The organism is Streptomyces sp. NPDC090127 (assembly GCF_044746945.1).
In the GTDB taxonomy this organism is placed as follows: domain Bacteria; phylum Actinomycetota; class Actinomycetes; order Streptomycetales; family Streptomycetaceae; genus Streptomyces.
This window is the reverse complement of the sequence record NZ_JBIVDE010000006.1, coordinates 249,369-262,768: the sequence shown is the minus strand read 5'-3', so window position 1 is coordinate 262,768 and position 13,400 is coordinate 249,369. Positions and strand designations below refer to the sequence as shown.

The following is a 13,400-nucleotide window of genomic DNA, read 5'->3' as shown; positions in this document are numbered from 1 at the left end:
CCCGTCAGGAACCCCAGGACACGTCCCACCCGGCCCCACCCCCCCGTCGATCGACTCAGCTCTCCGCGTCGTCCGGCCACACTCCGATGTGGTCCTGCTCCAACTCCAGGAGCACGCGGTGTTCCATGCCCAGGGACGCCGTGTACTCCGCCGGGAGTTGCAGCCGGCCCGCGCGGTCGAGCATCGCGTACTCGCGGGAGACCAGGGACTCCTGGCCCTCCGCGTCGACCTCCGTGCGGCGCAGCACCTCCGACGAGGTGCGGCCGTCGCGGATGGCGACCGTACGGCGCACCTCCGAGGCGACCGACTGGTCATGGGTGACGATCACGATCGTCGTGCCCAACTCCTCGTTGGCGCGCCGGAAGGCCGCGAATACCTGCTCGCCCGTCGCCGAGTCCAGCTCGCCCGTCGGCTCGTCCGCCAGCAGGACCGAGGGGGAGTTGGCCAGCGCGACGGCGATCGCGACCCGCTGCTGCTGGCCGCCGGACATCTGGTGCGGTCTGCGGTCCCGGCAGTCCGCGACCTCCAGCATCGCGAGCAGCTCCTCCGCGCGCTCCGCCTTCCGCTTGGACCGCCCGCGCAACTGCATCGGCAAGGCGACGTTCTGGGCGGCCGTCAGATAGGGGAGGAGATTGCGCGCCGTCTGCTGCCAGACGAAGCCCACCGCGTCCCGCCGGTACCGCAGCCGCGCCTTCGCGTCCATGGCGAGCAGGTCGCGGCCCGCGACCTTCGCCGCGCCCGCCGTCGGCACGTCGAGGCCGGCCAGGATGTTCATGAGCGTCGACTTCCCGCTGCCCGACGCCCCGACCAGGGCCATCAACTCGCCCTCGCGCACCAGGAGATCGAGGCCCTGGAGCGCCTGCACCTCCACCCCGTCGGTGGTGAAGATCCGTACCAGCCGATCGCAGGCGATCAGGGCGTCGTGCCCGTACGAGGGCCGGTCGCGGCGCGCCGTCGCCCGCTGCTCCAGCTCCGCCAGAGTCGTGTCGGTCGTCGTCATCGTGCGTCTCCTGCCCTGAGTTCCTTGATCGATCCGCTCCGCGCCGACCACCACGCCTGAAGGGCCGCCGCCAGGGCGGCCATGACCACCACGCCCGCCGCCGGCACGGCCAGCGACCACAGGTCCGCCCGCAGCGGGGCGCTGTCGAGCGTCGCGATGCCGGGCGGCATCGCGAGCGACAGCCGGACCAGGTCCACGCCCGGGGCGAGCAGCAGGATCGTCGCCCAGCCGACGAGCGTGCCGCCGGTCGCCGCGAGCAGCGCCTGCGGCAGCGCCTCCAGGCCGAGGAGCCGCCTGCCCTGCCGCCTGGTGAGGCCCATCGTCCGCAACCGGGCCAGGAGCGTGGCCCGTTCCGGCGCGGACTGCATCAGGGACAGCAGGAGGGCGAGGACGGCATAGCCCGCGCCCGCCCCGATCGCCGCCAGGTAGATCCGCTCGGCACCCGACTGCATCGGCGAGTCGACGTACGCGGCCCGCCGCTCGGTCCGCAGGACGACGGCGAAGTCCGGGGACTTCTCGGTGACCGTCTTCCGCAGCGCCGTCCCGTCCATCGCGGGGCCGGAGGCCAGCAGGACGGTGTCCTCGCCACGGGGCAGGTCGGCGCCGGCGACCAGCAGGAAGTCCTCCTCGGGCAGGGCCGGCGTGGAGCTCCGCACCGCCACGACCCGTACGGTGAAGTCGCCGGCCGCCGCCTCCAGAGCCCGCGGCTCCGTGCCGAGCCGCTCCGCGACGGCGGGCGAGGCGATCGCCGGCAGGACCCGCTTCCCGCCGTCGTCCGCGCTCCCGGAGGACTTCAGCAGCTCCGCCGGGAAGGGGCCGAAGCCCGTCCGCCCGGCCAGCCGGGTGTACGACTCCGGGTCCACGCCCACCAGCGCCGTGGTCCGCAGCTCCGGCGACCGGCCCGTCCCGCTCGGCAGTTCCACGCCGTACTCGACCTGGGCCGTGGTCACGTCCGTCACCCCCGCCGTCCCGCGCACCGCCTCCGTGAGCCCGTCCGTGAGAGGGGCCAGGTCGGCGTTCCCCGTCACCCGCGCGTCCGCGCCCGTCTCCAGGAGCGCCGCCCGGTCCCGCGCTTCGGCGACACCGGCGAGCACCGAACCGCCGAACGCGGCCGTCGACAGGGCCACCAGGAGCGCCAGGAGCGGCAGCGCGCCCGTCGCGGAGGAACGCCCGGCCCGGGCGAGCGACAGGAAGCCGACCGCACCGCGGAGCCGACGGGCCGGCCGGGCCGCCCAGCGCAGCGGCAGCGGGTAGAGCCGTACGAGGACGAGCGCGGCGATCAGCGCGACGAGCACCGGGGCCGAACTGATCAGATGGTCCCCGGAATCCCCCGTACCGCGCCGGCGCAGCGCGACGACCGCGCCGACGGCCAGCGCGAGGACGGTGAGTTCGGCGACCGTACGGCCCCGGGTGGGGCGGGCGTCCACCAGGTCCTCCCGCCCGCCGTGGGCGAGTGGCCTGCGGTGCAGGAAGAGGGCCCGCAGCGGCAGCGCCAGCGCGGAGAGCAGCGCGACCGCTCCGGCGGCGGCGAGCGCGGGCAGGAGGCGGGCCGCGGGAAGGGCGAGGGTCGCCAGCAGCAGTCCGAGCGCGGCGGCGGGCGCCGCCAGGACCGCCGTCTCACCGAACAGCCGGACACCGATCCCGGCCAGCGATCCGCCGCGCGAGCGCAGCAGCGCCAGTTCGGCGGCGCGCCGGGCGGCGAAGAGGCCGCCCGTCATGGCGAGGACGACCGCCGCGACCGCGCCGATGCCGAAGGCCGCGACGGCGACGACCGTCGCGATCGCCGACCGCATCCCGCCGTACGCCTCGACGATCTCGTCCAGGCCGGTGTCGGCGACGGCGGTCCCGCCGACGGTCTCCCTGACCCGCACCAGGTCGGGACCCGCGGAGACGGAGGCGAGGGTGGCGGCCAGTCGGGCTTCGTCCTGAGCCGTGAGACGACTGACGTCGGGGGCGAAGCCCCAGTACACCTCGGGCTCACCGTTGCTCGCCAGCACCGTCGTGGCACCGGCGGGCGGCAGCAGCAGGCCGGCCTGCCAGTAGAAGAAGGTGCCGCCGGGAGAGCTCTTCGACGTGAGCACCGGGGTGCGCAGGAGCGCATCCACGGACCAGTAATGGCCTTCCGCGCGCCGCGGTTCGAGGATCCCGACGACGGTCAGGGCGAGCGGTTCGTTGGCGAACAGGTCCGGGACATGGACGACCGAACCGACCGTGAGGCGCAGCGACTTCGCGGTCTCCGGGGTGACGGCGACCTCGCTCGCGCGGCCGGGTTCGGCGCGGGTGGGCAGCCGCCCCTCCCGTACGGTCGTGTGGCGGTCGAGCGCCGGGAGCGTGGTGAGGGTGAACTCCGGGGGCAGCCCGGACGGTTTCGGGAGCCAGGAATCCAGTCCGATGACCCGCTTGGTGGTCCGTACGCCGTGCGCGGACTGGGCCGGATCGACGCGGAGGGGCGCCGGCAGCAGCTCCCGCAGCTCCGCGCCCTTCTCCGTGAGGCGCTCCGGGGAGACCTCCGCCGCGCGGGCGTCCGCGGGCAGGTCGGAGGGCGGCTGGGCGGTGGTGATGTTCAGGACCGTGGTGCGGGGCGGCGCGGTCACGATGTCGTGGCGCAGACCCTCGGTCTCGTACCCGTCGACGGTCCGGGGCAGGGCGGCGGCCAGGAAAGCGGTGATCAGGACGAGGAGCGCGAACGCCCCGGCCGTTCCCGGAGCGGTCCGCAGCCGGGTCCGCACCCAGGGCGCCACGGCACGGGCGGAACGCCCAGGGCGGGCGACCGGCGCGGCGGGGCGGCCGTCCTTGCGGGGCATGTCGTTCGCCTTCCTCGCGCTCGCGGATGTCTCGACGGCTGTACGGCGCTTCACTGGTCCCCCTGGTGGCGCAGGGTCACGACCGGGTCCGTGCGGCGCAGGGCGATCCCCGCGACGATCAGCAGCGGCAGCGCGGCGACGCCGGCGAGCAGCAGGGCCACCTGGCCGGGCGGGAGTTCGACCAGGACGCGGGGGACCGGCTGGGCCGCCTGCCCGGTCAGCACGATCAACGGGACGACGGCCCGGGTCAGCACGGTGCCGAGCGCCACGCCCACCAGCAGACCGATGCCGACCAGCAGGCCCTGCTCGGCCGCGATCAGCCGGGCGAGCTGGCGACGCGGTGCGCCGAGCGCCCGCAACACCCCGAACTCCGCCGAGCGTTCACGGGTCGACCCGGCGGCGCTCACCGCGAAGCCGACCGCCGCCAGCGCCGCGGCCGCCGCCGCGACCGCCTTCAGCGCCGCGTTGGGCCCCGCGCCGAGCGGGTCGCCGAGCAGCTCGTCCGCCGCCTCGTCCCGTACGAGCACCTGGGCGGGGTCCGCCTCCGGCCGGGCGCGCAGGGCGTCGGCGACCTCGTCGGTGCGGCCCGGCGCGGTGGTCAGCCACCACTCGGTGGGCGGCAGGGTCGCGGTGGGGTCGGTGGAGAGGAACTGGTTGGCCGCGTGCAGGTCGACCAGGAGCGCGCCCCCGTCGTCGGGCGTGGCGGACGGGGAGCCGGCGGCCACGGTGGTGGCGCCGGGGCCCGTGGTCGGCAGCTGCCGGACCGTGTCCACGATCGTCACGTTCAGTCGCAGGCCGCCGAGGGACACCTCGACCCGGTCGCCCTCCTTCGCCCCGGCGGCCGAAAGGAAGGCGTCCGTCGCCACGCCGCGCAGCGTCGCGGGCGGCGCCTGGCGCGGGGCGGTGATCCGCACGCCGTACTCCTCCTCGCCCCCCTGCACGCCCTTCGCCGTGGGGGCGGCAGCGAACCCGGCGGTGAAGGTGACGGTGTAGGGCGTCGCACCGGCGGAACGCCCGGACAGCGGGACCGGGCTCTCGGGTTCGCCGTCGCGCGTCTCCTGGGAGCGCGAGGTCCAGGAGGCGAGCGAGCGTGCCGCCTCGACCGGTCGCTCGACGCCGTCCTGGTCGCGGGAGAGGAGCCGCTCGACGGCGAGGGTCTGCCGCCCGCCGAGCCCTTCGACGACGACCCCGTCGAGCTCGACGCCGGTGAGGGTGAGGGGGCCTGTGGCCGCCTGGGGCGTGCCCTGCTGCGGGGCCGGGGCGCGCTGGGTGTCCTGGGCGGCCTGAGCACTCTGGGCGGCCCGGGCGTGCTGGGCGTCTTCGGCGGCCTGGGTGTCCTGGGTGTCCTGGGCGGCCCGGGCGTCTTGGGCGGCCCGGGCGTCCTCGGCGTCCTGAGCACCCTGCGCGTCCTGCGCGCCGAGGTCGACGGTGAGCCGGTGGGGCTTCCCGTCGGCGGGCAGCCGGCCGGCGAGCTGGCGATACGGAATCCCGTACCGGTCCTCCACGACCACCGTCACCCGCACCGGCTCCGTGTCGCGCGGCGCCGTGCGCCGCAGGTCGAGCGCCAGGCCGCGCGTGCCCTCCGGCAACGGGATCCCGGGGCGCGGCCCCGCCTTCGGGGCAAGCGACGTCAGCAGCTCGCGGGCCGGTGCGTCCGCGAGGTCGTCGCGGAGCCGGAACCCGTCGACGGCGTGCCGGGTGTCGAGGGCGAGGACGGTCCCGGTGCGGTTGCCCGCGAAGCTCGTCGTGGAGCGGTGCGCGGGCGCGACCGAGGCGACCCCCGGCAGCGCCGTGAACTGCCCGGCCTGGGCCGGATCGGCCACGCCGTGCGTCAGGACCCGGACCGCCGTTCCCGTACGGAAGTCGGCCCGGTCCTCCTGCGAGCGGTCCCAGGAGGCGCTCTGCCCGATGGCGAGCATGCCCATCGCGACCGCGAGCACGAGCAGCAGCACCGGGCCCGCGCCGCGCAGCGGCCGGCGGCTGAACTGCCAGCCCGCCAGCGCGGCCGGCAGCCCTCGCCCGCTCGCGGCCCGCCGCTCGGCCAGCCGGGCCGTGGGCGGCAGCAGACGCAGGGTCAGGACCGTACCGGCGAGCAGCGCGAGCGCCGGGGCCGCGACGAGCAGAGGGTCGATGCCGAGCGCGCCCCCGCGGTCACCGGTGAGCGCCCCGGAACCGCCGTCCCCGGACGCTCCGCCCCCCAAGCCGCCGGAGCCGCCGGTCTGCCGGTCGAGCTGCCAGTACGCCACGGCCGCGACGACCAGCAGGCCGACATCGGCGCCGGCCCGCACCGGAGCGGGCAGGGCTGCCGCGCGCTTCCCGCGCAGGGAGACACCGGCGCCGTCGCCGGTGCTCAGCGCGGGCGCCACGACGGCCGCCGCGCAGCACACCGCGACGAGCGCCGCGACCAGCCACACCTGGCCGAGCGGGATGTCGTCGAGCCGTACGCCGAGCGCGCCGAGCGCGGACCGGTCGGCGAGCAGGCGGGTCAGCGGCCCCGCGAGCAGCGGGGCGATCAGGGCGGCGGGCAGCGCGAGCAGCAGCGCCTCCATGGCGGCGAGCCCGGCGATCCGGCCTCGCGAACCACCCCGGGCCCGCAGCAGCGCGGTCTCGCCCGACCGCTCGGTGCTCAGCAGCCGGGCGACGAGCAGCAGGGCGTACGCGGCGAGCAGCACCAGCTGCACCGCGACGATCATCAGTGTGGACCGGGAGACGAGCAGCGCCCGCTCGGTCTGGGCCAGGACCGTCGGCAGTGAGGTGCGCGCGGTGACGGCGGTGCCGAACGGCGCGGCGTCGGCGGCGAGTGCCTTCGGCTCCGTCGAGGCGGCGGCGCTCAGCGCGCCGATCCGGTCGGTGCTGACGCCGCTGTAGTCGGCGGAGGCCAGCCAGGACGTCTCGCCCGAGGTGACCCGCCCGGAGGCGAGGACGGTGGGGTCGGCGAGAAGCGGACCGTACGTCGTGAACACCACGGTCTTCACACCCCGGCCGCCCGCGTGGTCCAGCTGCCAGTACAGGTCGCCCGGGTCGGCGGGGCGGTAGAGCCCGGTGACCCGGGCCTTCACCGGCTTCCCGCCGAGCCGGTCGGTGAGGTCCAGGACGGTCCCGGGGCCGATCCGCAGCTGCTTCGCGGCCTCCTCGGGCACGGCCACGTCGACGGAGGAGGCCGTGGTGGCGCTCGCCGAGGTGGTGTCCGACGTGGTGGTGTCCGACGTGGTGGCGCTCGCCGTGGTTGCTTTTCCGCCAGGGCCGTCGGCGCCGTCAGGCCCCGGCCAGGCGCCCTTGACGAGCGAGAGCCGTGACCGGTCGAGGGCGGCGAGGTGGGTGAGGTCGGGCTCGCCCTGGCGCGCGGCCGGACTCTGCAGCGCGCGGGGCAGCGCGTACGGGCCCGAGCGCTCCAGCTTCCGTACGCTCACCGGCAGCCCGTCGAAGGTCCGGCCGGCCGCCTCGCGCACGGCCGCGTCGGCGCCCGCCTGCCGGGACACCGGCACCTGCCCGGTGACCACGAGCGCGGCGGCGGGCGCGGCCCGGCCCTGGAGGGTGCCCTGCAGGGCGGCGTTGCCGATGGAGCCCGAGAAGGCGGCCAGGGCCGCGAGGACGGAGGTGGTCAGGAGGACGGCGAGCAGGGCCGAGGCGAGGAGCAACCGGTGCGCTCGGACACGCAGCAGTACGAAACCGGTCACACATCCCCCTGAGCCCCGCCGAACGTTCGTCCGATGTTTTCAGAGGGCACTCCCGCTGGAAACCGCTTGCAGGAGGACCTTGACTCGATCGTGACCGTTATTCGGGCTCCAGGCTCCGGAATGCGTCGGTCCGCAGCCGGTGGATGACCGGTCGGCGGCGTCGGCGGTCAGTCCGCGGCGTCGGCGGTCAGTCCGCGGTGTTCACCATGGAGGCCGCCGCATACGTCAGGTACTTCCACAGCTGGGCCTCGTGCTCGGGGGCGAGGCCCAGCTCGTCCACCGCCGCGCGCATGTGCTTCAGCCAGGCGTCGTGCGCCGCCCGGTCGACCTGGAAGGGGGCGTGGCGCATCCGCAGCCGGGGATGGCCGCGGTTGTCGCTGTACGTGCGCGGGCCGCCCCAGTACTGGATCAGGAACAGCACGAGCCGCTCCTCCGCGGGCCCGAGGTCCTCCTCCGGGTACATGGGGCGCAGCAGCGGGTCCTCCGCGACGCCCTGGTAGAAGCGGCGGACGAGACGTCGGAAGGTCTCCTCGCCACCCACCTGCTCGTAGAAGGTCTGCTCCTGAAGTGTGCCGCGCGGAATCTCCATCACCGCTCCATCGTCTCAGATGCCCCGACCGAGGACCGGAGGTCTAGGACCATCCAGGACCACGCGGAAGGCCGGGCCGCTCGCCCCGTCGCCGCCCGCGCAGGACAGTGGAGGCATGGGCGCTCAGCGGGACGAGTACGCCGAGGACGGCGCGCGGGCGCGACGGGCACTCGTACGGGAGATCGAGGCGTACGGCGCGCTCCGCGACCCCGCCTGGCACGCGGCCTTCTCCGAGGTGCCCCGGCACCTCTTCGTGCCCTCCTACTACGTCTCCGGGACCGGCGGCTACGAACGCCTCTGGTCCGGCGACCCCGACCCCGCCCGCCGCGCCCGCTGGCTGCGCGGGGCCTACCGTGACGTGCCGCTGGCCACCCGGGTCCGGGACGGGGAGCTGGTCACGTCCTCCAGCCAGCCCTCCCTGATGGCCCAGATGCTGGCGGCGCTCGACGTACGCGACGGGGACGACGTCATGGAGATCGGCGCCGGCACCGGCTACAACGCGGCCCTGCTCAGTCACCGGATCGGTGCGGAACACGTCACCACCGTCGACATCGACGAGGAGATCACCGAGTCCGCCCGCGCCCATCTCGCCGCCGCCGGACACCGGCCCGCCGTGCGCACCGGCGACGGCGCCCGGGGCTGCCCGGAGCGCGCCCCCTTCGACCGGATCGTCGCGACCTGCACCCTGCCCTCGGTCCCGTACGTCTGGCTCGCGCAGTGCCGCCCCGATGCCCTCGTCCTCGCCCCGCTCTCCACCGGGCTGCTCCTGCTGCGGGTCGCCGACGAGGCCCACGCCGAGGGCCGCTTCCTTGCCACGTCCGCGTACTTCGTCGCCCTGCGCGGCGGCAACGCCCGCTTCCCGCGCGCACGGCCCATGGGGCTGCCCCGGCACGTCTTCGACGACGACCGCTTCCAGTTCCTGCGCACCCTGACGGAGGAGACCCTCGACGTGCGCGAAGCGCTCTCGCTCTGGCAGCGCGAACGGCGGCCGGAGCGGGAGCGCTTCGGGGTGACGGTGAGCGGGGGTCGGCAGTGGGCCTGGCTGGACGACCCGGAGGGACCGTACGCCTGGCCGCTGCCGAGCGGCTGAAGGGGATAGCGGATATTGGATATCGGATCCATGATCCTGGATCCGATATGCCGGATCATGGATCCAATATCCAATATCCGGTACCCGGGCCTATCCCCGTCGGATCGTGATCGTCGTCCAGGCGCCGACGTGCACGCGGTCGCCGTCCTGGAGCTGGACCGGCACATAGGGCTGAATCGGTTCCTCGGCGCCGTTGACCGTCGTGCCGTTGGTGGAGTTCTGGTCCACCACCGCCCACGATCCGTCCGGCTGCTGCACCAGCACGGCGTGCTGGTGCGAGACGCCCGGGTCCTCCGGCGGCACCGACAGGTCGATGTCCGGGGATTCGCCGGTGGAGTGCCGACGGCGGCCGATGCTGATCTGGTTGCCCTGGAGCGCCAGGCGCTGCTCGGGGGAGTAGGCGGGCAGGTTCAGGCCCGAGGCCTCCGGGCCGCTGCGCTGCATCATCGCCATGAAGTAGTCGCGGTCCGGCCCGATGTACGCCGACCAGCCCGCGGCGGGCTGCGGCGGCTGGTACTGCTGGTGCGGCATCTGGGGCTGGTGTGCCTGATGTGGCTGCTGCTGCTGCGGCGGCTGCTGGGCCTGAGGCGGCTGCTGGCCCTGCGGCGGCTGCTGGGCCTGCGGCGCGCCCTGCGGCTGCGAGGGCGGGGGCAGCAGCCAGTCGTCACCCGCGGGCGCCGGCGCCTGGTGCTGCGGCGGCCCGGGCGGTGCGGACGTGGGCGGCGGCGCCTGGAAGAAGGCCGGCGGGGGCGGCGGCGGGCCCTGCTGGAAGCCCTGCGGCGGCTGCCCCTGCGGCTGCTGCCCGTGAGGCGGCTGTCCCTGCGGCGGCTGCTGGTGCATCGGCGGCCGCTGCGGCGGTGCCTGGTGGTGCGTGGGGTCGGCGGAGAGCGGCTCGGCGGGCCGGTTCATCTGCGAGGGCCGCGAGCTCTGGTACTCGTACGGATCCGGCTGCTGCGGAGGCTGCGGCTGCGCGGGCCGGGGCGGCGTCTGGAAGCCCGGCGGCAGGTTGAGCCCGGGTGGCGGGCTCTGCTGCGAGGACGGCGGCGCCACCGGCGTGTACGAGGTCGCGGTGTTGGTCAGGAAGTTCCAGCGGCACTCCTCGCAGAACGGGGCCATGGCCTCGCGCGGGGTGCGGCACTGCGGGCAGAGCTCCGCCTGGGCGGTCGCGTTCGGGTCGTAGCCCCCGGGTCCGGCGCCGGGTCCGGGGCCGGGACCACCGGGCCCCGGATAGCCGTAGGCGGGCGGCGGCGGGGGAGGCGGCGGTACGGCACCCGCCGGCGCACCCGCCCCGGTCATGCGGTGTCCGCAGACCTCGCACCAGTCGTCGGAGACCGACTGGTGTCCGTTCGGGCAGGTCGGCATGTCGGTGCTTCCCCCTCTCGTCGTCCGGCCCCCTGGCCGGGCTACTTCTTGACGCGAACCGTCTTGGTGGAGCGGGTCTCGAGAGTCATCTCGTCCGCTTCCGCGACCTTCGCCTTCAAACGCACAGTACCGGTCGCCGCGTCGACGACGTCGACCACCTTCGAAAGCAGTTTCGCAGTGTCCGCGTTGCCGGAGGCGGCCGCCAACTGCACCGCGCGCCCCAGCTTGGCGGTCGCACCGTCGTGGTCGCCGATCTTGCGCGCGTCCAGTCCCTGCTGGATGACCTGCGCCAACTCGGCCTGCCCCGTGTAGTGCGCGACCTGCGGGTTGATCGACGTGGACATCGCCATGTCGTCCGTCCACACGGCCCGTACGAGACCTTGGCCGAGCGTCTTCGGGGCGGAGCCCAGCGGGTCGGGGACGATCAGCGAGACGCGGGCGGCGAGCATCTCCTGCCCGATCGCGGCCTGCGGGACGCGCACGCAGACGTGGTAGTCGCGGGACTCGTCGCCCCACGAACCGGTGGGGTAGTCCCCGGCGCGCGGCCCCGCCTCCGTGCGGCGGGAGGTCAGCTCCTCGACCGTCGGCGCGACCTGCTTCACGAAGGCGATCTCCACCCCGACCGGCGTCCAGAGCCGGAGCGCGACATCGGCGACCTCCTTGCCCATGGCGTTCTCCATCATCGCCGTGAAGTCCGCCGCCAGGCCCTGCGGATCGGCCACGATGTCGGCCGTGCCGAGCAGCGCGGAGGCGATGCCGGTGACCTCCTTGACCTCCCAGTCCGTACCGACACCGCGCGCGCCACAGGTGAACCGGCCCGCGCACGCGTCGAGCGCGGCCCGCAGGTCCTCGGGCGACTCGTGCTCGTTGCGGCCGTCGGTGAGCAGGATGCCGTGCCGGATCGACACCTCGGCCGACCCGAGCAACCGGTCCGCGAGGCGCAGCCAGGTGCCGATCGCCGTACCGCCCCCCGCGCTCAGCCGGCGCAGGGCGTCCTTGGCCTGCCCGCGGGTGGCGGGCCCGGCGACGGCGAGCCGACCGTTGCCGGGATAGACCTCGTTGGCGACGTGCGTGCCCGCGACGACCGCGAACGACGTGCCGTCGCGCAGGGCGTCGATGGCGGCGGCGGTCGCGTCCCGGGCCCCGCGCATCTTCGTCGGCGGGTAGTCCATGGAACCGGAGCAGTCGACCATGATCACCACGGCCGCGTCGGCGCCGGTACCGCTCGGCGTCGTGCCGCCGCTCGTACCGCCGCCGGTCGAGGTGACCGTGACGATGGCGTTGACCTCGCGGCCTCCCTCGGGCAGGAACTCGTTCTGGTACACGTCCACCGAGAACTGCGGCACGTTCGACTTGGAGAAGTTCGCCATGGGTTGAGGCTCCTCGACAGACAAGCGTGAAAGGGACAGGGGGTGGCGACCGCTCAGGCCGATCCTGCCCCTTGTGGAGAGAGGGTGAACGGCAGCAGTGCCACTGTTACGTTGTCGTGGCCCCCGCCGTCCAGGGCGTGGCCGACCAGCACCTGGGCACCGTGCAGCAGCCGCCCGGCGGTGTCCGCGGGGACGACCCGGGCCATCTCGCCGGCCGCCTCGGCGTAGTTCCAGAGCCCGTCGGTGCAGACCACGACCACCCCGGGGCGGTCGGGTTTGAACGCGGCGGTGTGCGGCTCCAGTTCGTACGCGTCGGCGCCGAGCCAGCCCGTGATGGCGTGGGCCCGCTCGTCGGCGTAGGCCTCCGCCTCGTTCATCAGGCCCGCCGCGACCATCTGGGCGGCCCAGGAGTCGTCCTGGGTGAGCCGTGCGGGCGGGGAGGTGCGGTCGTCCGGCACCCAGTAGGCCCGGCTGTCGCCGACCCAGCCGACGATCAGCAGCCCGTCGGCGACGATCGCGCCGACGATGGTGCAGGCCGGGGCGTTCTGGTGGCGGTGCGATTCGGGGTCCGCGCCGTCCGGGGCGGGGTCCTCCGCGAGCGCGTTGACCGCTTCGGCGGCGGCGACGATCGCCTCGTGCATGGCCTGCTGCGGGTGCGTGCCGCGCGGGAGGGCGGTGAGCAGGCACTGACCGGCCGCGCGGGCGGCGGCGGAGGAGGCCTCGTCGGGGCGGGTGGCCGAGGAGACGCCGTCGCAGACGATCGCGAGCGTGGCGGGGGAGCCGTCGGGCAGCGCGGTCGCCGAGATCGCGAACGCGTCCTCGTTGCGGTGATGGCGCAGCCCCCGGTCGCTGACGGCGGCGACCGTCGAGAGCTCCTCCTCCATGTGGTCGCGCTCGCGCGGCTGGGCGTGCCCGCAGTTCTCGCAGTAGCCGTCGGAGTCCACGGCGCCCGCCCGACAGGCGACGCACAGCTTGGTCCCGGCGGGCGGCGTGGCGGCGGCCTGCTGCGCACCCTGGGGCGCGCCCTGTGCGCCCGGTACGGCGACGGCGGCGACGGCGGCGACGGCGGCCCGGGGGTCGGGCGCGGCGAGCGTGAAGTCCCCTCCGGCGGCGGGCGCCTGCGCCGCCGCCGGCTGTCCGTCCGCGCCGGGAGCGCTCGGCTGTCCGTCCGCACCGGAGGCGGTCGGCTGTCCGTGCGTGCCGGGCGCGCTCGGCAGTCCGTCCGTGCGGACCGCCAGCGTCGGCAGGTCGCGGCCGCCCGAGTCGGTGCCCGGGAGGTCGCCCGGGTGCTGGGTCGCCGTGGAGAGGGAGTTCGGGTCGCGCGACGGGGGCTCGGGCCAGTCCACGGGCGTACCGATGGCGACCGTCGGACGGTCCGACTCCGGTACGGCCGCCGCCGGTACGGCCGCGAGGTCGTGGCCGCACGCCCCGCAGAACCGGTCGATCGACTCCACCGGCTCCGCGCAGCCCGGGCAGGCGGAGAGATCATGCTGGGGCAACTTGGACAT

Annotated in this window: 8 protein-coding genes; 1 reads left to right on the top strand and 7 read right to left on the bottom strand. The window is 75.2% G+C overall.

What is annotated here, in order from left to right; translation table 11 throughout:
• Positions 1-55 precede the first annotated feature (55 nt).
• The 4 genes from ACIPPS_RS23165 to ACIPPS_RS23150 all read right to left on the bottom strand — a co-directional run bounded on the left by ACIPPS_RS23165 (position 56) and on the right by ACIPPS_RS23150 (position 8,073).
• Positions 56-1,000 carry an ABC transporter ATP-binding protein gene (locus ACIPPS_RS23165; RefSeq protein WP_401435172.1) on the bottom strand — a complete coding sequence of 315 codons (945 nt, stop codon included), beginning with the start codon at positions 998-1,000 and terminating at the stop codon, positions 56-58.
• Positions 997-3,804 carry an FtsX-like permease family protein gene (locus ACIPPS_RS23160; protein ID WP_401435170.1) on the bottom strand — a complete coding sequence of 936 codons (2,808 nt, stop codon included), beginning with the start codon at positions 3,802-3,804 and terminating at the stop codon, positions 997-999. The genes ACIPPS_RS23165 and ACIPPS_RS23160 overlap by 4 nt, the downstream gene beginning before the upstream one ends.
• 50 nt (positions 3,805-3,854) lie before the next feature.
• A complete protein-coding gene (locus ACIPPS_RS23155) occupies positions 3,855-7,481 on the bottom strand; it encodes an ABC transporter permease (RefSeq protein ID WP_401435168.1) in 3,627 nt (1,208 codons plus the stop codon).
• Positions 7,482-7,668: 187 nt separating this feature from the next.
• Positions 7,669-8,073, bottom strand: a complete 405-nt coding sequence (locus tag ACIPPS_RS23150) for a globin (protein ID WP_401435165.1) — start codon at positions 8,071-8,073, stop codon at positions 7,669-7,671.
• A 112-nt stretch (positions 8,074-8,185) separates the two neighbouring features.
• Here ACIPPS_RS23150 and ACIPPS_RS23145 point away from each other — a divergent pair, with 112 nt between their 5' ends.
• Complete coding sequence (locus ACIPPS_RS23145; protein ID WP_401435162.1) at positions 8,186-9,160, top strand: methyltransferase domain-containing protein; 975 nt, start codon at positions 8,186-8,188, stop codon at positions 9,158-9,160.
• A 90-nt stretch (positions 9,161-9,250) separates the two neighbouring features.
• Here the strand turns inward: ACIPPS_RS23145 and ACIPPS_RS23140 are convergent, their stop codons facing one another.
• From ACIPPS_RS23140 to ACIPPS_RS23130, 3 genes are read right to left on the bottom strand one after another with little or no spacing between them, the layout of a single operon-like run.
• Positions 9,251-10,522: an FHA domain-containing protein gene (locus ACIPPS_RS23140; protein WP_401435160.1), complete on the bottom strand. Its 1,272-nt coding sequence runs from the start codon at positions 10,520-10,522 to the stop codon at positions 9,251-9,253.
• 41 nt (positions 10,523-10,563) lie between these two features.
• Positions 10,564-11,892, bottom strand: coding sequence for a VWA domain-containing protein (locus ACIPPS_RS23135; protein WP_401435157.1), 1,329 nt, complete (start codon positions 11,890-11,892; stop codon positions 10,564-10,566).
• 53 nt (positions 11,893-11,945) lie between these two features.
• Positions 11,946-13,400 carry a PP2C family protein-serine/threonine phosphatase gene (locus tag ACIPPS_RS23130; RefSeq protein ID WP_401435154.1) on the bottom strand — a complete coding sequence of 485 codons (1,455 nt, stop codon included), beginning with the start codon at positions 13,398-13,400 and terminating at the stop codon, positions 11,946-11,948.